This window comes from Micromonospora sp. NPDC049048 (assembly GCF_043197615.1).
GTDB lineage: Bacteria > Actinomycetota > Actinomycetes > Mycobacteriales > Micromonosporaceae > Micromonospora.
Map to the genome: position 1 here is coordinate 409175 of NZ_JBICTM010000007.1, position 22763 is coordinate 431937.

18 protein-coding genes are annotated in these 22763 nt (G+C 70.0%); 6 read left to right on the plus strand and 12 right to left on the minus strand.

From position 1 onward, the window contains the following. Positions 1 to 114: 114 nt before the first annotated feature. The 3 genes from ACGFIG_RS23800 to ACGFIG_RS23810 all read right to left on the minus strand — a co-directional run bounded on the left by ACGFIG_RS23800 (position 115) and on the right by ACGFIG_RS23810 (position 4100). Positions 115 to 1698 carry a DHA2 family efflux MFS transporter permease subunit gene (locus ACGFIG_RS23800; RefSeq protein ID WP_393006258.1) on the minus strand — a complete coding sequence of 528 codons (1584 nt, stop codon included), beginning with the start codon at positions 1696 to 1698 and terminating at the stop codon, positions 115 to 117. A 177-nt stretch (positions 1699 to 1875) separates the two neighbouring features. After that, complete coding sequence (locus ACGFIG_RS23805) at positions 1876 to 3504, minus strand: acyl-CoA dehydrogenase family protein (protein WP_393006260.1); 1629 nt, start codon at positions 3502 to 3504, stop codon at positions 1876 to 1878. After that, positions 3501 to 4100, minus strand: a complete 600-nt coding sequence (locus ACGFIG_RS23810; protein ID WP_393006262.1) for a TetR/AcrR family transcriptional regulator — start codon at positions 4098 to 4100, stop codon at positions 3501 to 3503. The genes ACGFIG_RS23805 and ACGFIG_RS23810 overlap by 4 nt, the downstream gene beginning before the upstream one ends. 133 nt (positions 4101 to 4233) lie before the next feature. Here ACGFIG_RS23810 and ACGFIG_RS23815 point away from each other — a divergent pair, with 133 nt between their 5' ends. Continuing rightward, positions 4234 to 4980, plus strand: coding sequence for a hypothetical protein (locus ACGFIG_RS23815; RefSeq protein ID WP_393006264.1), 747 nt, complete (start codon positions 4234 to 4236; stop codon positions 4978 to 4980). Positions 4981 to 5076: 96 nt separating this feature from the next. On the opposite strand, the gene ACGFIG_RS23820 is transcribed toward ACGFIG_RS23815, so the two are convergent. The 3 genes from ACGFIG_RS23820 to ACGFIG_RS23830 form a co-directional block, all read right to left on the minus strand. Next, positions 5077 to 5517 (minus strand): hypothetical protein, encoded by a 441-nt coding sequence (locus ACGFIG_RS23820; protein WP_393006266.1) that lies wholly within the window; start codon positions 5515 to 5517, stop codon positions 5077 to 5079. 186 nt (positions 5518 to 5703) lie between these two features. Then, positions 5704 to 6630, minus strand: a complete 927-nt coding sequence (locus tag ACGFIG_RS23825; RefSeq protein WP_393006268.1) for a phosphotransferase family protein — start codon at positions 6628 to 6630, stop codon at positions 5704 to 5706. Between the two features lie 310 nt (positions 6631 to 6940). Beyond that, positions 6941 to 8476, minus strand: a complete 1536-nt coding sequence (locus ACGFIG_RS23830) for an MFS transporter (RefSeq protein WP_393006270.1) — start codon at positions 8474 to 8476, stop codon at positions 6941 to 6943. 114 nt (positions 8477 to 8590) lie between these two features. On the opposite strand from ACGFIG_RS23830, the gene ACGFIG_RS23835 reads away from it, so the two are divergent. Continuing rightward, complete coding sequence (locus ACGFIG_RS23835; RefSeq protein WP_393006272.1) at positions 8591 to 9169, plus strand: TetR family transcriptional regulator; 579 nt, start codon at positions 8591 to 8593, stop codon at positions 9167 to 9169. Positions 9170 to 9239: 70 nt separating this feature from the next. Here ACGFIG_RS23835 and katG read toward each other — a convergent pair whose 3' ends face one another. Together katG and ACGFIG_RS23845 are read right to left on the minus strand one after the other, a co-directional pair. Continuing rightward, the gene (katG, locus tag ACGFIG_RS23840; RefSeq protein ID WP_393006274.1) at positions 9240 to 11516 is read right to left on the minus strand and encodes a catalase/peroxidase HPI; all 2277 of its coding nucleotides are present in this window, start codon (positions 11514 to 11516) and stop codon (positions 9240 to 9242) included. Further along, on the minus strand, positions 11513 to 11968 hold the full coding sequence (locus ACGFIG_RS23845) for a Fur family transcriptional regulator (RefSeq protein WP_393006276.1): 456 nt from the start codon (positions 11966 to 11968) through the stop codon (positions 11513 to 11515). Before ACGFIG_RS23845 ends, katG begins: the two co-directional genes overlap by 4 nt. Before the next feature lie 536 nt (positions 11969 to 12504). On the opposite strand from ACGFIG_RS23845, the gene ACGFIG_RS23850 reads away from it, so the two are divergent. The 3 genes from ACGFIG_RS23850 to ACGFIG_RS23860 all read left to right on the plus strand — a co-directional run bounded on the left by ACGFIG_RS23850 (position 12505) and on the right by ACGFIG_RS23860 (position 14662). Next, a complete protein-coding gene (locus ACGFIG_RS23850) occupies positions 12505 to 13284 on the plus strand; it encodes an SDR family NAD(P)-dependent oxidoreductase (protein WP_393006278.1) in 780 nt (259 codons plus the stop codon). 60 nt (positions 13285 to 13344) lie between these two features. Then, entirely contained in the window at positions 13345 to 14052 is a 708-nt protein-coding gene (locus tag ACGFIG_RS23855) for a VOC family protein (RefSeq protein WP_393006280.1), read from the plus strand. Positions 14053 to 14254: 202 nt separating this feature from the next. Next, positions 14255 to 14662, plus strand: a complete 408-nt coding sequence (locus ACGFIG_RS23860) for a hypothetical protein (RefSeq protein WP_393006282.1) — start codon at positions 14255 to 14257, stop codon at positions 14660 to 14662. A 94-nt stretch (positions 14663 to 14756) separates the two neighbouring features. On the opposite strand, the gene ACGFIG_RS23865 is transcribed toward ACGFIG_RS23860, so the two are convergent. Further along, entirely contained in the window at positions 14757 to 16310 is a 1554-nt protein-coding gene (locus ACGFIG_RS23865) for an aminotransferase class I/II-fold pyridoxal phosphate-dependent enzyme (protein ID WP_393006284.1), read from the minus strand. A gap of 23 nt (positions 16311 to 16333) precedes the next feature. Continuing rightward, entirely contained in the window at positions 16334 to 17662 is a 1329-nt protein-coding gene (locus ACGFIG_RS23870) for an NAD(P)/FAD-dependent oxidoreductase (protein WP_393006336.1), read from the minus strand. Positions 17663 to 18366: 704 nt separating this feature from the next. Here ACGFIG_RS23870 and ACGFIG_RS23875 point away from each other — a divergent pair. Continuing rightward, positions 18367 to 19197 carry a DUF4034 domain-containing protein gene (locus ACGFIG_RS23875; RefSeq protein ID WP_393006286.1) on the plus strand — a complete coding sequence of 277 codons (831 nt, stop codon included), beginning with the start codon at positions 18367 to 18369 and terminating at the stop codon, positions 19195 to 19197. Between the two features lie 148 nt (positions 19198 to 19345). Here ACGFIG_RS23875 and ACGFIG_RS23880 read toward each other — a convergent pair whose 3' ends face one another. Continuing rightward, a complete protein-coding gene (locus tag ACGFIG_RS23880; protein ID WP_393006288.1) occupies positions 19346 to 20371 on the minus strand; it encodes an adenylate/guanylate cyclase domain-containing protein in 1026 nt (341 codons plus the stop codon). A gap of 268 nt (positions 20372 to 20639) precedes the next feature. Continuing rightward, positions 20640 to 22451, minus strand: a complete 1812-nt coding sequence (locus ACGFIG_RS23885; protein WP_393006290.1) for a hypothetical protein — start codon at positions 22449 to 22451, stop codon at positions 20640 to 20642. Positions 22452 to 22763 lie beyond the last annotated feature (312 nt).

Below are 22763 nucleotides of genomic sequence, written 5' to 3' on the forward strand. Positions count from 1 at the left end.
GGCGGCGTCGCCGCGGCTCGCGGGAGGCTCGCCGGGCCGGTTCGTCACGGGGCAGCCCAGCCCACCGGGTGCCACCCGGGCCCTCGGTTGCGCTGCCGGGGCCCGGGTGCCGCCTCAGTGGATGATGACGGGAGGCTTCGCCTGCCCCGCCTGCTGGTCGTCGAGCAGGTGCGACGGCTCGCGCCGGCGGGGCAGGAACGCGGCCGGGATGAACGTGACCAGCACCAACGCGAACGCCACCCAGAACGTGGTGGCGAAGGAGTCGGCGGCGAAGTCGAGGCCGCGCTCGATGAGCGACGGGTCAACCGGGAACTGCCTGGTGAGCTCCGGCTGCTGCTGGACGGCGATCGCGAGGCCGGCCTCGGTCACCGGTGCACCGCTCGGGTCGGTCGCCCCGGGGATCGGCCGCGAGCCGTTCAGCTCGCTGGTGAGGATCACCGACATCGTCGCGGCGCCGACGGATCCGCCGATCTGCTGGAGGATGTTCACCAGCGTGGAGCCGCGTGCCACGTCGTGGGCCTTCAGGGTCTTCAGCGCCGAGGTCATGATCGGCATCATGGTGCCGCCCATGCCCAGGCCCATGACGAACAGCGACCCGCAGAGCAGCACGTACGACGTCTGCGGGTCGATCTGGGTGAAGGTGAAGAACCCGAGGGCGATGAGCGCCAGCGCGAACGGCACGGTACGGCCGACGGGGACCCGGTCGGCCAGCATCCCGGCCACCGGCATGGTCATCATCGCGCCGATGCCCTGCGGCGCCATCAGCAGGCCGGCGGCCAGCGTCGTCTCGCCGCGGATCTGGAGGAAGTAGCTGGGGAACAGCAGACCGGCACCCATGAACGCGATGATGAACACGAACATGGTCACCGTCGCGATGGTGAGGTTGCGGTTGGCGAACAGCCGCAGGTCGAGCAGGGGGTGCCGGGTGGTGAAGGAGTACCGGACGAAGGCGACCAGGAGCAGGCCGCCGACCAGCATGGGCGCCCACACCTCGGCGTCGGCGAACGTGCCGGTCTCGGGCAGCGAGGAGACGCCGTAGAGGAAGAGGGCGAGTCCCGGCGAGAGCATCAGCATGCCGAGGAAGTCGAACGACTCGGAGGGCTCGGGGTTGTCCTTCGGCAGTGCCAGGGCGGCGTAGACGAGCGCCACGGCGCCGATCGGCAGGTTGATCAGGAAGATCCAGTGCCAGCTCGCGACGTCGATGAGCCAGCCTCCGAGGATCGGCCCTCCGATGGGGCCGAGCAGCATCGGGATGCCGAGGACGGCCATCAGCCGGCCGATGCGGTGCGGCCCGGCCGCCCGGGTCATGATCGTCATGCCCAGCGGCAGGAGCATGCCGCCGCCGAGGCCCTGGAGCACGCGGAAGCCGATGAGCTGCCCGATCGTGTCGGCGCTGGCGCACAGCCCCGACCCGATCGTGAACAGCGCCAGGGCGATCATGTAGAGCCGCTTGGTGCCGAACCGGTCGGCGGCCCAGCCGCTGAGCGGGATCACCGTGGCCAGTGCGAGCGTGTAGGCGGTCATCGTCCAGGCGACCTCGGCGTACGAGGCGTCGAACTCGCGCTGGAACGTCGGCAGGGCGACGGTGACGACCGTCACGTCGAGGATGGACATGATCGCGCCGAGGACGACGACCCCGGCCACCTTGAGTACCGACGCGTCGAGCTTGTCTGAGGTCGCGATGGATTGCTGTGTCACGAATTCTCCTGAAGTCCCCGTTGTCGGCCGGCGCGCGGCCGTGCCTGGACCTGACCGTGGCGAGCAGTGTCCGCAGGGAGACTAACGACCGGCACCGACGTTCGGCCTACGGATTTCCGGCCGGCAGAAGACGGATTTGCGACCGGCGAAGGATCGGGAGACGCGCGACGCGTCCGGTCAGCCCACCTTCGGTACGGCACGGGAGATGATCGCGGCGAAGTCGACGCCGCGCGGCAGCGTGCCGTACGCCTGGCCGTGGTCGCCGCCGAGGCGCGAGGCGCAGAAGGCGTCGGCGACGGCGGGGTGGCCGTGCCGCACCAGCAGCGAGCCCTGCAGGACCAGGGCGAGCCGCTCGACGACGCGGCGGGCCCGCAGTTCGACGTCGTCGGGGTCGGACAGGTCGGCCTGCACCTGGCGCACGGCGGCGTCGAGCCGGGCGTCGGCGCCGGCGGCGGCGCCCACCTCGGCGCGGAACGCCTCCAGCACCTCGGGTTCCCTGGCGAGGGCGCGCAACACGTCCAGCGCGGCGACGTTGCCGGAGCCCTCCCAGATCGAGTTCAGCGGGGACTCGCGGAACAGCCTCGGCATGCCCGACTCCTCGACGTAGCCGTTGCCGCCCAGGCATTCGAGGGCCTCGGCGGCGTGCCCCGGCCAGCGCTTGCAGACCCAGTACTTGCCGACGGCGAGGGCGAGTCGCTTGAACGCGCTCTCGCCCTTGTCGCCGCGCGCGGACCGGTCGGTCGCCCCGGCGAGCCGCATCATCAGGACGGTGGCGGCCTCGGACTCGACCGCGAGGTCGGCGAGCACGTTGCGCATCAGGGGCTGATCGGCGAGGTACCGGCCGAAGGCCTGCCGGTGGGCGGCGTGGTGGGCGGCCGTGATCACGCCCTGGCGCATGCCGGCCGCCGCGCCGATGACGCAGTCGAGTCGGGTGAGGTTGACCATGTCGATGATGGTCCGCACGCCGCGGCCCTCGTCACCGACCCGCCAGGCGACCGCGTGCTCGTACTCGATCTCGGCCGAGGCGTTGGAGCGGTTGCCGAGCTTGTCCTTGAGGCGCATCAGCCGCATCGGGTTGCGCGTGCCGTCGGGCAGGACGCGCGGGACGAGGAAGCAGGTGAGCCCGCCCGGGGCCTGGGCGAGGGTGAGGAAGACGTCGCACATCGGCGCCGACGTGAACCACTTGTGCCCGAGCAGCCGGTAGGTGCCGTCGGGCTCGGGGCGGGCGGTGGTGGTGTTGGCGCGTACGTCCGAGCCGCCCTGCTTCTCCGTCATCGACATGCCGGCCAGCAGCCCTCGCTTGCCCAGCGGCGCACGCAGTCCGAAGTCGTACGACGTGGCGGTGAGCAGCGGCTCGTAGCGCGCGGCCAGCTCCGGGGCGTGCCGCAGCGCCGGCACGGCGGCGTAGGTCATCGAGATCGGGCAGCCGTGCCCGGCGTCGGGACGCCAGGTGTAGAACTTGGCGGCCCGCGCCACGTGCGCGCCGGGCCGGTCGTCCGCCCACGGTGCGGCGTGCAGGCCGTGCGTGACCGCGGTACGCATCAGCTCGTGCCAGGCCGGGTGGAACTCCACCTCGTCGACGCGGTGACCGTGCCGGTCGTGGGTCCGCAGGATCGGCGGGTGCTCGTTGGCCAGCCGCCCCTGCTCAATCGCCTGCTCGCCCCCGCCGAGGCGGCCCAGCTCGTGCAGCTCGGCGGCGGCCCAGCCGGCGCCCTCGCGGTCGAGCCCGTCGAGCAGTGCCGCGTCGTCGGCCGTGTCGTGACCGACCAGCGGCGGAACCTGGTTGAGGACCTCGTGCGTCGTCACGGCGACACTCCCAGCGCGCGGTGGAGGAACGTGATCAGGTGCGGAATGGTGCGGGGGCCGGCGACCCCGGCGGCCAGGGGGCCGACCATCGCCTCGGCCAGGGCGCCGACCAACGCGGTGGCGGTCAGCTCGGGATCCTGCGGGGGAAGCTCGCCGCTCGCCACCCCCTGCGCGACGTGGCCGGCGATCAGCTCGGCGTACGCGCGACGGAAGACGAGCCGCTCGGCGTCGACCGCCGGGTCGGCCGGCTCGGCGAGCAGCGCGTACGCCAACCGGGGCGAGCGCAGCGCCCGGCCGGAGAACGTCTCGATGACGGCGGTGACCCGCTCGGCGACGGTGCCCTCCAGCGCCGCCGCGCGCGCCACCGCGTCGACCTCCCGCTGCGAGGCCGTGCGGAACACCTCGGCGACCAGGTCGGCCTTGGTGGGAAAGTGCCGGTAGACGCTGCCCGTGGCCATCCCGGCCCGCTCGGCGACGGCGGCGACGGAGCAGCCGGCGTAGCCGTGCTCGGCCATGAGCTCCAGCGCGGCGGCGATGATCCGTTCCCGGGACGCGCTCAGCCGGGCCTTCACGCGCTCGGTGCTCCGGTAGACCACGCAAGGATTGAACCACCATTCAATCCTTGACGGCAAGGGCCCGCCAGGCTGGCGGACGACCCGCCCGCGACGCGGTCTAGGATCCCTCTCTTCGGCAGGCGTACGCCCCGGAGTCCTCGAAGGCGGCCCCGCCGTGACCCCTGATCCGACCGACGTGAGCCGCCGCCTGGACGCGGCGCTGGCCGGCGTGGCCGCCACCTTCCAGGGCATGACCGCCCACCAGCGGGAGTCCAACTGCGCGTGCCACTGGGGCAGCGCCGAGGAGTTGGCGCTGCTCAAGACCCCGGACGCGCCGCTCGACGAGGACCTGCTCCGCCGCACGTACTGGACGACGGACTGGCACTACCCGGGGCCTCTGCTGCGCCGCATCCTGCCCCCGGTGACCCGACGCCTCGCGGCAGGCGAGGAGGACTCCGCCTCCGGAATGGACCCCCTGGCCCGCCTGTTCGTCAAGGGCCGCTGGCAGGACTGGCCCGCCGCGCAACGCGACGCCGTGCGGGAGTTCCTGACGGCCTGGTGGCAGCACACCCTGGTCGTTCCCGGGGCGAAGGTCCCCGCCCACGAGGCACTGGCCTTCGTCGCCGAGGTCACCGGGCAGCTCGCCCCGTGGCTGGACACGTGGGCGCGCCTGCTGGCCGATCCGACTGCGCGTCGGCGGCTGGCCGCGGCGGTCGACGAGTGGATGTACGACCTGGTCGTCGACCGGCTGCCCTGGTCGAGCTGGCGGGACGGGGAGGACACGGCGTGCCTCGCGCTGTCGATGTGGGTGCTGCGGCACGCGCCGGCCGTGCTGCGGGAACACGGCGCGTCCGCCGAGCTGCGCGACCTCGTACAGCTGCTGGCCCTCCCCGACGCCGACCGGTGGGACAAGCGCGGCTAGCCGCGCGCGGCTGCCGGGAACGGCGAAGGGGCACTCCCGTCTCGGAAGTGCCCCTTGGGCCGCAGCCGGCACCCGGCCCGCGGGCCGGGCGGTGCGTCAGCAGCCCTGCCGACGGCTGTAGATCTGGTGGCGCTGGCCGGCCCACCCGATGTAGCCGACCGCCTCGACGCAGTAGGAGTCCGTGCCGGTGACGCCGACCGGGCCGGCGTGGTAGCTGAAGTCGCCCGAATCGGTGTCCGCGCTGCCCGAGCGGGTGCAGTGCGCGCCCTCGCCCGAGCGCTCGGCGCAGCGGTAGATCTGCACGAAGGTGGGCGCCGACTTCCCGTAGGCCGCGCCGCGATGGTAGAAGCAGGCGCTGTTGGTGCCCCCGTTGCTGCTGTTGTAGTAGATCACCAGTTCGCCGTAGCCCGAGGACTGCACCTGGCTGTAGATGATCGTGCCCGAGCAGGAGCCGGCCGCCTGGGCGGCGGGTGCGCCGATCACCAGGACCGACGCGACGGTCACCAGCGCCATCAGGGTCGAGAACACTCTCTTCATGATCACCAAATCCAATCCACAGTCGACTGTCGGCTGTTGTGGATCATGGTGGCACGGAACGTCCCGCGTCCGCCCGCGAGTTTCGGCCGGTCGGCACCGTTGACGCGGGTCGACACGGCCGGCGTCAGGCTGCGCGAGGACGCGGTCGGCGGCGGACGGGACGAGTGCGGCAATGCTCGACGCCGGCTACGGGGCGTGGCGCCACCAGAAGCGTTCGACGACGAGTTCCTCGAGGTCACGGATGTTCTGGGCGATCAGCCGTGCGGGGGTGCCCGGGCGTTCGAGCGCGACGCGGAGGTCCGACGCGAGGTAGCTCGCCTCGCGCACCTCGCACTCGCGGCGCAGGGTGGTCGGCGAGATGCTCGTCGCGCCGGCGACGACGTCGAGGACGGCCTCCGTGTGCGGACCGCTGAACCGGACCAGGAAGAACCAGTCGTCCATCGGCTCGCCGAAGCGCGCCCACTCGAAGTCCAGCAGCGCCGTCACCTGCCGGTCGTGGACGAGCCAGTTCCCCCAGTGACAGTCCGCGTGCACCGGGACGTCCGCGCGCGCGTGCGACGGTGCGCGCTCCGCGATCGCCGTCAGGCCGTCGAGCACCTGGCGAGGGACGATGCCGTCGCGGTCCAGGGCGGCGAGGTTCTCCAGCTCGGCGAGGAGCGCGGCCTGGCTGACGAGCCCGCCGTGTTCGAGGGTCTCCTCCAGCGTCGTCCGGGCCTGGGCCGCGGGCGTCCAGGCGTGCAGCCGGTGCAGCCGCTCGACGGCCTGCTCCGCCAACCGGCGCGCGGTCGACTCGTCCACGCCGGGCATGCCCATGCCGGGAGTCGCCCCCGGTACGCGGGCGTAGCAGGCGTACCGGACCTTCCTGGCCTCCAGCTCGTGCAGCCCGCTGTCGAGCAGCGGGGCCGTGATGCCGGCGGGCAGGTGGAGCGCGAGGGCTATCTCCCGGTCCAGCCGCGAGTGGCCGGCCGCGTCGATGATCTTCAACACGACGTCCGCGCCGACGAAGACGTGGTGTGAGAGGCTGCCGACGGCGGTCATGGGGCCGACGTCGCGACCCAGGGCCGCTGAGGCGATCGCGTGGGCGACGTCGTCGGCGTGTCGCAGGTCGGTCATCGGCGGCCACCGGACGGCATGGCCGGTGTCCAGTCCGGACTCATCCGCGTGTCAGTTCGCGAGGGCACGACGCGAACCCTATCCCGGACGGCCGGAGGGGTCAGTCCCCGCGCGCGTTGGTGACCTCCGGGGCGGCCAGGGTGGGCGCCGCCCGCCTGGCGAGTTCGGCGGCGGGGACGTCTCGTCGGTGAGTGGCCGGTGCCGCCCGCCGTCGGCGACCATGTCCCCGAACACCGCCAACGCGCCCTCGGAAGTGGGCGGTCGACGCCGGTCAGCCCCGCACCGCCGTCCCGGTCGCCCTCGCGCCGCGCTACGAGTCGCGGGATGACGGTACGAGCTTCCAGGCGATCACGCCGGCCGCGACCAGCAGGACCGCGGCGATGAGCGAGGTCGACTGCATGGCGTGGACGAACGCGTCCCGGGCGGCGGCCAGGATGGCGGCACCCTGCTGCCCGCTGCCGGCCAGGGCGTGCCCGGCGGTGGCCAGTGACTCATGCACGGCGTCGCCCGTCCGGCCGGGCAGGGCCGACAGGTCGGGCAGGGCCGACCGGTACAGGACGGTGTGCAGGGTGCCGAGCAGCGCGATGCCCAGGGCGACGCCGAGTTCGTACGCCATCTCGGAGATGGCGGAGGCGGAGCCGGCCCGGTCCTTCGGCACCGCGCCGAGCACCGCGTCGGTGGCGGCGGTGAAGGCGAGGCCGACACCCAGGCCGATGACGACCAGGCCCAAGGCCAGCGGCGCGTAGCCGGCGTAGCCCTCGCCGATCGCCAAGATGATCATGCCGGCGCCGGCGGTCAGCAGCGCGACGCTGAGTGCGCGGCCGACGCCGAGGCGGGTGAGTACGGCGGCGGCGATGGCGACGACCGCGATGGACGCCAGCGTCAGCGGCAACTCCCGGAGACCGGCCTGCAGCGGCGAGTAGCCACGGACGAGCTGGAGGTACTGGGAGAAGAAGAACAGCAGGCCGCTGAAGGCGAAGATGGCGATCAGGCTGGCGACGACGGTGCCGGTGAAGACCGGACGGGCGAACAGCGTGACGTCCACGAGGGGGGCAGCCAGGCGGCGCTGGCGGCGTACGAACAGCACCCCGCCGACGAGGCCGGCCAGGACCGCGCTGACGCCGGCCGGATCGACGCCGGCCTTGGCGGTGTGCTTGACGGCCCAGACCAGGGCCACGATCGCCGCCACGGACAGCAGCGCGCTGAGCAGGTCGAAGCGCCCGGGACGCGGGTCGCGCGACTCGGGCACCAGAACGGCGACGCCGATCAGCACCAGCAGCATGATCGGAACATTGATCACGAAGACGGAGCCCCACCAGTAGTGCTCCAGCAGGGCGCCGCCGACCAGCGGGCCGAGTGCGGCGCCACCGGAGGCGCCGGCCGACCAGACGGCGATGGCGCGGGTGCGCTGGCGTGCCTCCGTGAAGATGTTGCGCACGAGCGACAGCGTCGAGGGCATGAGCGTCGCGCCCGCCACACCGAGCAGGACCCGGGCGGCGATCAGCCAGCCGGCGCTGGGCGCGAAGGCCGCCAGCAGCGACGCGGCGCCGAAGCCGGTGACGCCGATCAGCAGGAGCCGCCGGCGCCCGATGCGGTCGGCCAGGGTGCCCATGCTGATCAGCAGGCCGGCCAGGGCGAACGAGTAGGCGTCGCCGATCCAGAGCAACTGCGTGGCGGTGGGTTGCAGCTCCACGACCAGCGCGGGCACGGCCAGTGCCAGCACGGTGCCGTCGACGGCCAGCAGCGTGACGGCCAGGGTCAATGCGGCCAGGGCGGCCCACTGCCGGAATCCGGCACGCCCGTCGGCGGCGCCGACGGGTTCGGGTGCCACGTGCGCGATGCTCATGCCGCCACGCTACGAACCAAATGGTCGGCTGTGCAAGCCGTCTGGTCGGCTAAGGTGGTGATGCGCCCGACACCCCTCCGGCGCGTCGCCAGCCCAGAACGGGAGGACACCGGCATGCCGGCTCGCGAGCGGGACACCGCCAGGACGCGCCGGGTGGTGCTGGACGCCGCCGCCCGCGCCGTCGTCACACACGGTGCGGGCGTCAGTCTGGAGCTCATCGCCCGTACCGCCGGGGTTTCCAAGGGCGGGCTGCTGCACCACTTCCGCAGCAGGGAGCAGCTCCTGCTGGAACTGGCCCGCGACCTGGCGGAGCAGTTCACCGCCGCCGTGCACGCCGCCGTCGATCCGCGCGACCACGCCCGGGGCCGGCTGGTGCGTGCCTACGTCAGGGCGAGCCTCGACGGTCTGGGCGACGGGTCGACCGTTTCGGAGCACGTCGTCCTGGCCGCCTCGCTGGCCGGCGTACCGGGCGTGGCCGAGCTTCTCCGGGAGGACAACCGGAGCTGGAACGAGGCCCTGGAGGCCGACGGCCTGGACCCGGAACGCGCGCGGCTCATCACCCTGGCCGCCGACGGCGCCGCCGTGGCCAGCCTCTACGACGGCGGTACGGACCCGGCTGACGCGGCGCGCCTGCGCGAGCTGCTCATCCGGCTGTCCCGCGACGAGGGCCCTCTCGTCGACCCCGCCCCGTGACCGGATCCGGGAAGGGGCGAGCCCCGGTCGACCGCGACGGATCGACCGGGGCTCGTCGGTTGGTGCCGGCTCAGGCGAGGTCGAACCGGTCCAGTTCCATGACCTTGGTCCAGGCGGCGACGAAGTCGGTGACGAACTTGTCGCGCGCGTCCTGGCTGGCGTAGACCTCGGCGAGGGCCCGCAGCTGGGAGTTGGAGCCGAAGACGAGGTCGACCGCGGTGGCGGTCCACTTGACCTCGTCGGTGGCCAGGTCCCGGATCTCGTACACGTGCTCGTCGGACTCCGACGCCTTCCACCGGGTGCCCGGGGAGAGCAGGTTGGCGAAGAAGTCGTTGGTGAGCACGCCCGGCTTGTCGGTGAGGACGCCGTGCCGCGTGCCGCCGACGTTGGCCCCGAGGGAACGCAGACCGCCGACGAGGACGGTCATCTCGGGCGCGGTCAGGTTGAGCATGTAGGCACGGTCGAGCAGCAGCACCTCGGGCTGGGTCTTCTCGCCGGCGCGCAGGTAGTTGCGGAACCCGTCGGCACGCGGCTCGAGGACCCGGAAGGACTCGACGTCGGTCTGCTCCTGGCTGGCGTCGGTGCGGCCCGGGTGGAACGGCACGGTCACGTCGACGCCGGCGTCACGCGCCGCCTTCTCGACGGCGGCCGAGCCGGCCAGCACGATCAGGTCGGCGAGCGAGATCTTCGCACCGCCGGCGGAGTTGAACTCCTGCTGGATGCCCTCCAGGGTCTTCAGCACCGTCGCGAGCTGCTCGGGCTGGTTGACCTCCCAGCTGCGCTGCGGCTCGAGCCGGATCCGGGCGCCGTTGGCGCCACCGCGCTTGTCCGTGGAGCGGAAGCTGGCGGCCGAGGCCCAGGCGGTGGAGACGAGCTGGGCGGTCGTGAGGCCGGACTCCAGGACCTTCGCCTTGAGGGCGGCGACGTCGGCGTCACCCACGAGCTCGTGGTCGACGGCCGGCACCGGGTCCTGCCACAGCTGGGCCTCGGGAACCCACGGCCCGAGGAAGCGGCTGACCGGGCCCATGTCGCGGTGCAGCAGCTTGTACCAGGCCTTGGCGAACGCCAGCGCGAACTCGTCCGGGTTCTCCAGGAAACGGCGGGAGACCTTCTCGTACGCCGGGTCGAAGCGCAGCGACAGGTCGGTCGTGAGCATCGTCGGCTTGTGCTTCTTCGACGGGTCGTGGGCGTCCGGGATGATCGCCTCGGCGTCCTTGGCGACCCACTGCTTCGCGCCACCGGGGCTGGTGGTCAGCTCCCACTCGTAGCCGAAGAGGATCTCGAAGAACCGGTTGCTCCACTGCGTCGGCACGTCGGTCCACGTCACCTCGAGACCGCTGGTGATCGTGTCCCCGCCCTTGCCGCTGCCGTAGGTGCTCAGCCAGCCCAGGCCCTGCGCCTCCAGCGGGGCGGCCTCGGGCTCAGGCCCCACGTGGTCGTCGGCGACGCCGGCGCCGTGGGTCTTGCCGAAGGTGTGGCCGCCGGCGATGAGGGCGACGGTCTCCTCGTCGTTCATCGCCATCCGGGCGAAGGTCTCGCGGATGAAGTGGGCCGCCGCCAGCGGGTCCGCGTTACCGTTCGGGCCCTCCGGGTTGACGTAGATCAGACCCATCTCGGTCGCCCCGACCTCCGGCGCCATCTCCTTCTCGGAGACGTAGCGCTCGTCGCCGAGCCAGGTGTCCTCCGGGCCCCAGAAGATCTCCTCCGGTTCCCAGACGTCCTCCCGGCCGAAGGCGAAGCCGAAGGTCTTGAAGCCCATCGACTCCAGCGCGACGTTGCCGGCGAGCACGAGCAGGTCGGCCCACGAGATCTGCTGGCCATACTTCTGCTTGACCGGCCACAGCAGACGGCGGGCCTTGTCGAGGTTGGCGTTGTCCGGCCAGCTGTTGAGCGGGGCGAACCGCTGCCCACCGTCGCCGGCGCCGCCGCGACCGTCGTGGATGCGGTAGGTGCCCGCGGCGTGCCAGCTCATCCGGATCATCAGGCCGCCGTAGTGGCCGAAGTCGGCCGGCCACCAGTCCTGCGAGGTGGTCAGGACCTCGACGATGTCCCGCTTCAGGGCCTCGACGTCGAGCTTGGCGAACTCCCGGGCGTAGCTGAAGTCCGCGCCCAGCGGATTCGCCTTGGACGAGTGGGCGTGCAGCACCGAGAGGTCGATCTGGTTGGGCCACCAGTCGCGGTTGGTACGCGGACGACCTCCGGTCTTCGGCGTCGGCGAGTCGATAGCAGGGTTCTCGCTCTCGCTGCCGTGCGCGGTGACCGAGTCGTGCGCGACCGGGCAGCCGGCTGCCGCCTTCTTGTCCACGCCCTGCGCGCTCGAGGGACGGTTGTCCTGGGTGTCGCTCATCTGTTTCCTTCCAACCTGGCGGACCACTGGGAGGTGCGTTCGGTCGCGCAGTCGGGGCACGTGCCCCAGTACACGACCTCCGCCTCGTCGACCACGAAGCCGTGGCAGTCGGAGGCGGTGAGACAGGGAGCATCGCCGACGGCGCAGTCGACATCGGCGATCGCGCCGCAGGAGCGGCACACGACATGGTGGTGGTTGTCCCCCACCCGGGACTCGTAGCGGGCGGTCGCACCGGCCGGCTGGATGCGGCGCACCAGACCGGCGTCGGTGAGCGCACGCAGCACATCGTAGATCGCCTGGTGGGAGACGGTGGGTTGTTCCGCCCGCACCAGCGCGATCACGGTCTCGGTGTCGACGTGCGGGTGGTCGCGCAGCGCGGCGAGCACCGCCAACCGGGGCCGGGTCACGCGCAACGAGACCGCCCGCAACTGAGTCTCGAAGTCGGGCGCCACGCGACCAACATAGTCCACTCTTCTGGAATCATTCAAGTTTTCTTCGCGGGTACTTCGCGACCGGCGTCACTGGTCCGATTCACGGCCTGACCGGCGACGATGTCCTGTTCAGGCCCCGTCGGCCGGTTCCGGGAGAGCCCTCGCGCGCCCGCCGACTGGCACAGGCGTCGCCCGGCTGCGCGCGGTCGACTCGGTGTAGCCGGACAGGCGTGCCGAGGCCGGCACCGACCGGTCGGATCCGGGCCTCGGGAGCCTGAGCCGCCGGAGGTGTTCGCCGCCGCGGCTCGTCGACGCGGGCCCGGTTACCGGTGGCGACGGTGACCTGCGCGCGGCCCGGAAGCCGGACGATCTTCGAGTGCATCGGGCAAACCCGGTGAACGTCCGCGGCCACGGCGCTAGATTCGAATCACGGGCACAACTTGCGATCCGGACCACCCACGCAGGTGCCCCGCGCAGCGGCGGCTTCGTCGCCCGGCCAGTCCGACAGTTGTCGAACGATCACCAGGACAGTTTCCTCTCCGGACGGGAGATCGAGCGTGCGTGGACTGACAGACAAGGTCGTGCTCGTGACGGGCGGCGGATACAGCCCCGATCAGATCGGTTCCGGTCTCGGCCAATCCATGTGCGTGGAGCTCGCGAAGGAAGGCGCCAAGGTCGTCGTGTCCGACCTCTCCCTGGAACGCGCCGACGCGACCGTCAACCGGATCCGTGACGCCGGAGGCGACGCGACCGGGGTGGCGGCAGACGTCACCGACGAGGACTCCGTCAACGGCATGGTGAGCGCCGCCCTCGACGCGTACGGCCACATCGACGTGCTGGTGAACAACGCCGGCGTCTTCGGGGCCTACCTCCCGCTGCTCGAGATCGAGACCAACCAGTGGGAACGCGTCATGGAGGTCGACCTCAAGGGCGTCTTCCTCGCGACGAAGGCCACGCTTCCGCACATGCTGGAGCGCGGGAGCGGCGTCGTGATCAACGTTTCGTCGGCCTCCGGTCTGGTCGCCAGCGAGGTCGGGGCCGAATACACCACGGCCAAGCACGGCGTGATCGGGCTGACCAAGCAGATCGCCTACGACTACGGCCACCGGGGCATCCGCGCGGTGGGCATCGGGCCGGGCGTCATCAAGACCGCGGCGTTCGAGGGCGCGGAGATCACCAGCGACTTCCCGTTCTACGACCTGACCATGCAGGCCCCCGCGGGTCGATACGGCGAACCCCACGAGGTGGCCCGGACGGTCTGCTTCCTCGCGAGCGACGACGCGTCCTTCATCCACGGCCACACCATCCCGGTCGACGGCGGGTCGCCCGTCAGGTGACCTCGTCGGTGCCCGGGTAATCGCCTTGTCGCCCCACTGGCCCCTGCCTACTGTGAAGCGGTGATCTCTCGCCTGCTCACCGCGACATTCGATGCGCACGACGTGGCCCGCCTGGCGCGGTTCTGGGCCGACATGCTCGGTCGGCAGGTCGTCGAGGGCACCGACGACGCCCTCCTCCCCGGCGAAGACGGCCAGCTCAGCCTCCGGTTCGTCCCGGGCCACCCCGAGCAGCCGGGGCCGTACCGCCGGATGCACCTTCACCTGACCAGCGCCAGCCACGACGACCAACGGAACACGGTCGCCACGGCGCTGAGGCTGGGCGGCAGCCACCTCGACGTCGGGCAGCGCCCCGAGGAGGGGCACGTCGTCCTGGCCGACCCCGAGGGCAACGAGTTCTGCGTGATCGAGGCGGGCAACGCGTACCTCGCCGGGTGCGGCCCGCTCGGGGAACTCGCCTGCGACGGCACCCGGGAGGTCGGCCTCTTCTGGAGCGAGGCGCTGGGCTGGCCGTTGGTGTGGGACCAGGACCAGGAGACCGCGATCCAGTCACCGCGCGGCGGGACGAAGGTCGCGTGGGGAGGCCCACCCCTGGCCCCGAAAGAGGTACGGAACCGGCAGCGCCTCGAACTCACCCCGGTCGGCGTCGACCAGCGGTCCGAAGTCGACCGGCTGGTCTCCCTCGGGGCCACCCGGATCGAGGTCGACGCGGACGGCACCGTCGTGCTGGCCGACCCCGACGGCAACGAGTTCTGCGTGCACGGCAGCTGACGCCGCACGGGCGAGGGAGACGGCACGGTGCTGGCGCCGGAGATCGCGCGGATGACACGTTCGGTCACCCCACAGCAGGAACCGCAAGGCCATCGCCGGGACCGGCCGTTTCCTCGTCGGCGCCCAAGGCTACGGCGCGTTCTCCAGCACCCTGTACGACCGCGACGGCCAGGCGACACAGACGTGGCCCAGCCATGGCCAGATGCTCGTCGACCAGCACGGCGTGATCCGCGGTCCCGAATCTGAGAACGTGACGCCGTCCCGGTCGAGATTCCGGATCCTCAACCCTGACGGATCGATGCGCGGCGGGCCCGCCCTCCCCGGCTACCACACGAGCTATCCCGCCCTCGACGCCCACGGGACGGCGGTGTTCTGGCGCGACGGCTCACTCCGCTCCGTCGACGTGGACCTTCACCAGCGCGACCTGTTCCACATCCCCGACGACGACCGGGCCGTCCTGAGCAGGGTCCTTCTCCTCGACGACGGCACCATCGCGTTCGCGATCGACAACGATCTGCTCGTCTTCCGCGACGTCGGGTTGGCACCGCTCGCCGCCGGACCCTGGCCCTGCGCGGACGGCGGCATCCGCGGCAACCCGGTCATCTCCTGAGGGTGCTGCCGGCCCGCCCGGCACCGCCTGACCCGCCGCCGAAGTCGCGCGCAAGCGTGTCGATTCGGCTCTGTCCCCGGTCAACGCCGTCCCGTCAGTGGGGAGCGCTACCGAAGGCGCTGGAGAGGTACGCCCGGGAGTCGGCGATGGCGCCCTCGATGATCCGCGCCGCCTCGCGGGCCTCCTCGGGCCGGTGCCCGGCCTGCACCTGGAGCCGGAACCGGGACGAGCCGGTCGGGGTCACCGGGAACTCGACCATGAACGCCAGCACCCCCCGGTCGAAGAGCAGGCGGTTGGCCGTCCGCGCCAGCTTCTCGTTGCCGATCAGCAGTGGCACGATCGGTGACGGCTCGCCCATGCAGGTCAGGCCCCGGCCGGTCAGCTCGTCGCGCAGGGCGTGGATCGCGGTGAAGAGGCGGGCCCGCAGCTCGTCCCCCTCGGCCGACCGGATAATCCTGGCGGCCTCCCGCACCACGGCGGTCTGCACCGGTGACAGCGCGTTGGAGAAGAAGTGCGAGCCGCCGAACATCTTGATGTACTGCTTCAACGCCGGCGAGTTGGACGCCACGAAGCCACCGTTGGAGCAGAACGTCTTGGAGAAGGCGCCCATTACGATGTCGACGCTGCCGAGCAGGTTCTGCATCCCCAGCACGCCCGTGCCGCCGGGGCCCATCGAGCCCAGGTCGTGCGCCACGTCGACCAGCAGCGTGGCGTCGTGTTCCCGGCAGGCGCGTTGCAGGGCGACGAGGTCCGGCCAGTCCGCGTCCACCGAGAAGAGCCCGTCGGTGACCACCAGGATGCCGTTGCGGGTGTCCGTGGCCCGGATCTCGCTCAGGTGCCGGCGTACCGCCTCGACGTTGAGGTGCTCGTAGCGGACCACGTTCCGGGTGGCCGCCCGTGCCCCCTGCTGGAGGCAGGAGTGGGCCAGCCGGTCGATCAGGACGTGGTCGGACTGCCGGACCAGACCGACGACCGCGCCGAAGCCGGCCGCCCAGCCGGTCGGAAAGAGCGTCACGTGGTCGAGCCCGACCAGGTCGCCGAGGGCAGCCTCCAGCTCGTCGGAGATGCGGGTGTTGCCGAGCACCATCGGCGAGCCGGCGCTGTGCGGCCCGTAGTCGTGCATCGCCCTGGCCGCCGCCTCCCGGATCGCCGGGTGGGTGTTGAACGACAGGTAGTCCTGCGAGTTGAAGTTGATGCCGCGGGCCCGCCGGCCCAGGTCGTTGGTGATCTGGGCGACGCTGTCCGGTGCGGCCTCCAGCACCCGGGAGTACTGCCACGTCTCCGTGCGTCGGCGGGCCTGCACCCAGCCGTAGAAGTCCTCGGTGCGGGTCAGCAGGTTGCGGCCGGCGGGCCGATAGAAGTCGTACGCGTTCTTGTCCAGGGCGTACTCCTCGTCGGGGTCGACGGGGTTGCGCAGGTGGGCTGGCTCCCACATCTCGGTGAGGTCGGCGACCACCTGGGCCAGCTCGTCGTCGGCGCCGTCGAGCGACGCGAGGTCGTCCCACGGGATGTGGGTGGCCCAGTTGCGGGTCATCTCGGAGACCTCGGCCGCGGTACGCGCCATGGTGTCGAAGTCCCGGCAGTGTGCCGCCTTGAGGATGATCCCGATCAGTTCGCCGTCTTCACGCTGGTCCAGCTCGGTGGTCACGGTGTCGTCTCCCTGGTGGATCATCAGGCGAAGAGGTTCTGCTGGTAGCTGCGGGAGGTCTCCGCGAAGTCCTCGAAGACCGCGTGGTCGGCGGAGGACTCCTTCGCGGCGTCGTTGAGCAGGAAGAGGTTGGAGGCCTGGAAGAACTCCGACACCGGCGCGACGTCGGCGTGGGTGGCGATGAACCGGTCGGTCTCCTGCTGGTTGCCCCGGAGCGCGACGAACAGTTGCAACTCGTCGTGCCGATACGGACGCATCTCGGCAAGGGTGCAGACATAGTCGTGGTAGGCGGCGGCGTTCTGGCTCCGGCGGCGGTCCCCGTAGGCGGTCATCGCCTCGTCGATCGACGCGTCGCCGCGGAGCCACCGGTCCAGTGCGGCACTGACCAGCTCGGCGTCCCGGAAGGCGTGGGTGATGCCGATCGCGGTGCACTGGTCCTTGGCCGACTCGGCGTCACCGACGAGCACCCAGCCGGGCCCGTGCAGCGGCCGGAGGAAGGCCGACTGGTCCAGGGTGCCGTAGATGCGCTCCTCCCTGGTCCCTCTGGTACGCACCACGTCGCCCAGCTCCGGACTGACGAAGTCCAACGCCTTCTGGTAGTTGCCCGGCACGTCGGCGCGGAACTCCCGCGCCCACTCACTCGGCCCCCAGACCAGGACCATGTTCTGGTCGAAGTTGGTCGGCGCGACCGCGCAGGCCAGCCGGCCGCGCCGGTGCAGTTGGGCCGGGCCGAGGTCGAAGCCGGACCAGTAGCTCCAGTAGGCGAACGTGCAGCGGGGGCGCTCGTCGTACTTCGGCAGCGCGAGGGTACGGGCGACGAACGAGTTCCGGCCGTCGGCGCCGACCACGATCCGGGCCCGCTCCTCGACCAGCTCTCCGTCGACCGCGCGCCCCCGGATGCCGACGACCTGCCCGTCCTCGACGATCAGCTCACGAACCGTGAAGTTGGTACGCACCTCGGCACCGGCCTTGGCGGCCGCGCCGACCAGGATCTCGTCGAGCACCCGGCGCCGCACGGAGGCGTAGCTCTGCACCACGCCCGAGTCATCGCCGTGCAGGTCCCGGAAGTACTCGCGCAGCAGCTCGGCCGGCACCGAGCCGGTCAGCGAGATGCCGTCGTTGACCACCTCGACCGTGGTGTGCGCCGGAGTGACCGCCAGGACCTCGTCCAGCAGGCCCCACCGGTTGAGGTAGGACATCCCGTGTGGCCAGAGGAAGTGCGTCGAGATGACGTCGCTGGGAAACGACGAGCGGTCCACCAACAGCACCCGGTGTCCACGCCGGGCGAGCAACAGGGCGGTGGACGCACCCGAACAGCGGGCGCCGATGACGATCGCGTCGTACAACTGTATCGGTCCTTCGTTGTCGTGGCGGCGGGGGCGCAGGCAGCGGCGGCGTGAGGACCCACCCGAGGGCGGCCCCGAGGTTTCCGGATCGCCGCAGGTCACCCGCATTGCGTTCGACGTCGGCCACGTTGTGGTGGCTGTCTCCGCCGCCCGCATTGGTCGAGTCGGCAGGCCCGGCGGAGAGCGTAGCGTATGTCCACAGTGGATAAAAACCGTCGGCCTGGTGCGGCTGCCGCGGTCGCTGCGCTTCGCCGCAGTACCGCTGGCATCGAATGCGGCGCTGGACGCGGACCATGGGCTGCTCGTTCCAGAGGTGGCCCCGCTTGTGCTGACGGCCCTGCTCGTCCCGGACCTGCTCCTCCGGAACCTCCTGGTCGCAGGTCGGGCCGACTCTCCTCGCGCTGATCGCCCGGGCTACGAAGTCCGGCACGATTCCGCCCCAACCGGGTCGCAGCGACTCGCGTGCTTCCACGTGGTTGGCGCTGGTCAGCCGCAGCCGAGCCTGATGATCTAGTATCGCGGCCGTTGCGGGTGGCGGGTCGGTCCAGGACTGCGCGCGGCGTACGACATGGGGGTTGGGTTTCATGTGGCCGTTCACGAAACGATCCAAGGGTCCGTTCCTGGACCCGTCCTATGGCGACCCGCACCGGAAGGCCCTGATCCGGGCATTGGAGAAACGCAGGTGGAAGTTCGCCCGGGAACTGCTCGACATGGCGGCCGATCCGGACGAGATGGCCTTCCTGATGGAGGCGGTCGGCACGGTCGACGGGATCCAGGACTGGATCGGCGAGTGGATCGACGCCGAGCCTGAATCGACGCTGCCCGTGCTGGTTGCCGGCTGTCACGCCGTGCACTGGGCGTGGGAGGCGCGCGGCGGCAAGCGGGCGAAGTACACCACTGCCGCCCAGTTCAAGGGCTTCCACGAGCGCTTGCGCTACGCCGAGGCCACGTTGCAGAGGGTGCTCGAACGCGAACCCGACAACGTGACAGCGCGGGCGTGGTTGGTCACCAGTTCCCGGGGCCTGGGCGTCGGGGCGGCGGAGGCCCGGCAGCGCTTCGAGGCGGTGACTCGGCTTCACCCGGGACACCTGGTCGCACACGAGCAGCGGTTGCAGTATCTGTGCGCCAAATGGTCCGGCAGCCACGAGGAGATGCTCGACTTCGCCCGGGGCGCCGCAGCGGCGGCCGGACCGAACAGCCTCCTGCACGAACTGGTGGCCGTCGCCCACATCGAGAAGTGGCACGACAGTGAGCGGGAAGAGGGCAACAAGTACATCGTTTCCGACGAGGTCCGTGCCGAACTTCTCGCAGCAGCGGATCAGTCGATATTCCACCCGGACTACGTACCCGCCGGCCCCGGCTGGGCGCCCCGGGTGGCGACGTTCGCGATGGCCTTCGAACTGGCCGACGAGTTCGACGCGGCAGCGCACGCGTTCGCGCTGTTGGACGGACTGGTTACCGAGTGGCCGTGGCAGATGCTCGGCGACCCGGTCGAGAAGTTCACTGCCTCACTCGACTATGTGACCGAGAACCGCCGGTAACGGATCGGGGCCGCGAGCATCCATCCCAACACGCCTACATGGACAAGTCGCACACCACGTCCACGGACGCAACCGGCAGATGGTGACGCAGGGACGTCAACGACGGTGACAGTCCGGCACTCCAGTGCTCAGCGACACAGGCGTCACATTACCGGCCACGAAGAACATGCAGGGTTTCATCGTTTCCTACAAGCCCTTCAGCGAGGTGCCCAGAAAAGCTGTCACCACTTGACGCCAGGCGGTCAAATACGCCCTTGGTGATTACTTTGGTGCCCGCGGCAAGCTTTCCCAGAATGCTGAAAGCACCACTGACGAGAGGCCCAGCAACCCCGAAGTCGGGCACGAACAAGTCGCCGCGACAGGTGATGGAGCTGAAAGTCAGCGCACGCCCGGGCTCAACCCCGGCATTATATGCGTCGACTGCCGACTGCAAGCGCACCAAAAAGTCGACGGCTTCCTCTGCGGTGACGTGCGTCGAGATCACATTATCTCCGGCAACCGCACGAAGTCGACCCGACGTCTCTCGCAGGCAGTCCCGATGAGAACCGACCCAGCCCTGCAACGTCCGGTTGAGTTCCGTCAATGACAGCTCGGCGGCCGCTTTCGACATTCCGATCAGATCCGTCACCGTCAGATATACGTCACGCTCCACACCCCGGTACGATTCGGTCAGAAGTCGATAAACAACGACCGGCGAGGGGATTCCACTGAGGATGAGGTCGTCGACTTTTTCGAACTGAAACTCTCCCATTTTGGCAACATCCCGCACAGCTGATGTCACGTAGACGGAATTCAGGGGCACGTACTTCTCCATGCGGGCAGCGACCACGACACCCTCGCCCAGTATGTCGTTCTCGTAAGAGGTGACGTCGCAAATGTTGAGCGAGACTCGACAACCCTTTATGCGCCCACCCACAACAGACTTCGCTTGCGAGCTGAACAGCCCGACGACCTGCGTCGCGGCATGCAAGGCGCTGGTGGCGCTGCGAAAGGTCGTCAAGTAACCGTCCCCCGTGAACTTGATGACCGTGCCGCCGAGCCTCTCGACCAACGAGCGGATCGGCTCAGCAGCGTCGCGCATAATTTCGGTCATCCGAACGCTGGGAACTGCCGCGATAGTAGCCGTCGAATCCACGAGATCGACGATCATTACCGTAACAGTCCGAGTGTCCATTCGAAGCCCTCACATCCACGATCGTCGTCAAGCTGAGAGCACTGACAGCTTGCGCGCAAGCCAGAGCAATGTGTGACGTTAACGGCAGACACTTACACGGCGCAAGAGGTACAGCTTTTCAATATCTGTCAGAATTTCGACCGACGAGCTTGGACTAGCATTCACACGCTTTGCCGCCGGCGGAGAGGCTGGGCCGTCCGCCGGCAACCAGCCGAACGGGCCATCTTGGTAGCTGGCCAGCTCAGCCACCCACTACGGTCCAAAACGTTTACGTGGCTGGAACCAGGGCTGACGCGAGCGCGCGCAGCACTGCGGTGGCTGCGATCAGGTAGCGCTCGTGCGAGCCGTCCTCATCTGGCGGGGGAGGCCGCAACTCGCGCGCGACCTCGAAGGCTTCCCAAGCGTCACCAGTGAGGACGGGACCGGACAGTCCGGCGATTTCTGCCGCTACGACGTTTGGCGCTCCGGTTGTTCTGCCGCCCGACAAGAGATGACGATAGCGACAAGCGTCGACAATAAACTTCTGGGCGAGATATGCCACGTATACCGGATCGGCCGGCTCTGCCAGCGGCGCGGTTAGTTGGTGCCAGATCAATGGAAGTGACTGCCAGGTCCAGGTGAGCGCATCCCGTCGCAGTGCCTCGCGGTCCGGCCACCCAGTCAATGCGAGCGGCATCTCCCCCAGCACCAGCAATCGTTCCTGTTGCATGCGCGCGACGACCAGGGGCGAGCGGGCCGCTAGTCCCGCCGGGTGTTCGACGTTCACACGCAGGCGGGGCAATTGCGCGCGTAGGTTACGGATCCGCTCGGCCCAGGTCGTAGTCTGCACGGGCGCTGACACGAGGATGGTGACGTCGATGTCGCTGAACCGGGTACCTCGCGTGGAGTCGAGGAAGCTTCCCGTGATCACCGCAGCGTCAATCTCGTCAGCTGCAGGTGCTAACGCCTCCCGCAACCAGACCGCTACGTCGCCCGGCGCGTCCGGCAGCGGCTCGGCGCGTGCGGGAACGACCCTGGCGACACCAGGGCTGTCCGGCTGAGCGCGAGGTGCCGGGTCAGATCTCCATGTGACAGTGATCGATTTCTGCCTGCCGAGGGCAGACTTCAAGGACCCGACGACAACGGCTTGCTGGCCTTCCGTCAGCGGCCCCCGCGCCCAGTACTGCGCCTCGACGCTACCGTCCGGCGCTTGGTGGAGGTGGGCCCGCGAAACCTGTAAAGTCCGCCACAGCTTCGCGAATCGAACCGTGTGAACAGCGGCCCCACCGTCGGTGACCAACCATCGGGCCGGGCGCACACCGGCTAAACGCACCCGTACGCCGCGCTCCTGGCAGCCGCAGCGAGGCATGCGGGCCACCCGATCTCCGGTGCGGTACCGGACGAGTGGCATGGCCCGGTTGTTCAGCGTCGTTACGGTGAGTTCCCCGATGTCTTCGTCGCGGACTGAGTCGCCGCGATCGTCGAGAACCTCCACTACGGCGACGTCAGGCTCGATGTGGTAGCCACCGTCCGGGCATTCGGTGCCGAGGATCCCAACCTCGCCCATTGCATAGACGCTTGTAACCGGGCAGTTCATCGCGTCAGTGACCTTGTGACGCACGTCTGTCGACACAGGCTCGCCCGACAGCACCACGAGCGCTGGCCGCGACACCGTGCCGACGGTGGTGTCGAGAATCCGGTCTGCGACGAGTTCGAGGGTCGACGGGCTGCCTGTGACGATCATTCCTGCCAGCGCGTCCAGTCGGGACAGAAAGTCCTCGTCATCCAGCTGCCAGGCGCGGATGAGATTCCACTTGGTCGCTGTGGCTTCCGGTGACCATCCGCTACGCGCACCACGCGACCGTCCGCCCGGATGGAGTACGACGTGTATGAGGCCACGCTTGTGCCATGCTTCACCTCCGCCATGGCGCGCTACCAGTTGCGACAGCACCTGCTCTTCCAGTGCCCGAGACGTAGCGTCGTGGGCGACGGACACCGGCTCACCAGTGCTGCCGGTGGTTGCGGTACGCACCCAGCTGCGGCGATCACCAGCAGGGGACAGTAAGCCGTCGCGGTATGCCAGCACGTCCTTACGGGACATCGGTGGCGTTTGCGCGAGGGCGTCCCAGGGGTCACTCGTCAGCGATGGCGGGGGAAGTCGGTCGCGGTGAAAAGGTACGGTCCGCGCGTGCTGGAGCGCAGCCCGCAGAAGGGCACTCTGCTCCTCGTTCCGGTCACCCACTGATGAGTTCGATCGTCCGTGTGTCGACGTCGTGGAAGATTGACTCCACTGCCTCGCGGTCGGCCCCGGTGCCTAGTACTCCAGCAGGAGATCCGTTTCAGGGCTCGGTGAGGGCTTGTCGGGCGTAGTGGCTGATCTTGGCTTCGGCTTGGTGTTGGCGTCGGAAGATGG

What these genes read in the sequence shown, in the direction of transcription:
- katG (WP_393006274.1), bottom strand. Translation starts at nt 11,516, where the DNA reads ATGAGCGACACCCAGGACAACCGTCCCTCGAGCGCGCAGGGCGTGGAC.
- ACGFIG_RS23880 (WP_393006288.1), bottom strand. Translation starts at nt 20,371, where the DNA reads ATGGACACTCGGACTGTTACGGTAATGATCGTCGATCTCGTGGATTCG.
- ACGFIG_RS23820 (WP_393006266.1), bottom strand. Translation starts at nt 5,517, where the DNA reads ATGAAGAGAGTGTTCTCGACCCTGATGGCGCTGGTGACCGTCGCGTCG.
- ACGFIG_RS23875 (WP_393006286.1), top strand. Translation starts at nt 18,367, where the DNA reads ATGGCGGCCGATCCGGACGAGATGGCCTTCCTGATGGAGGCGGTCGGC.
- ACGFIG_RS23860 (WP_393006282.1), top strand. Translation starts at nt 14,255, where the DNA reads ATGCTCGTCGACCAGCACGGCGTGATCCGCGGTCCCGAATCTGAGAAC.
- ACGFIG_RS23835 (WP_393006272.1), top strand. Translation starts at nt 8,591, where the DNA reads ATGCCGGCTCGCGAGCGGGACACCGCCAGGACGCGCCGGGTGGTGCTG.
- ACGFIG_RS23830 (WP_393006270.1), bottom strand. Translation starts at nt 8,476, where the DNA reads ATGAGCATCGCGCACGTGGCACCCGAACCCGTCGGCGCCGCCGACGGG.
- ACGFIG_RS23825 (WP_393006268.1), bottom strand. Translation starts at nt 6,630, where the DNA reads ATGACCGACCTGCGACACGCCGACGACGTCGCCCACGCGATCGCCTCA.
- ACGFIG_RS23885 (WP_393006290.1), bottom strand. Translation starts at nt 22,451, where the DNA reads ATGTCCCGTAAGGACGTGCTGGCATACCGCGACGGCTTACTGTCCCCT.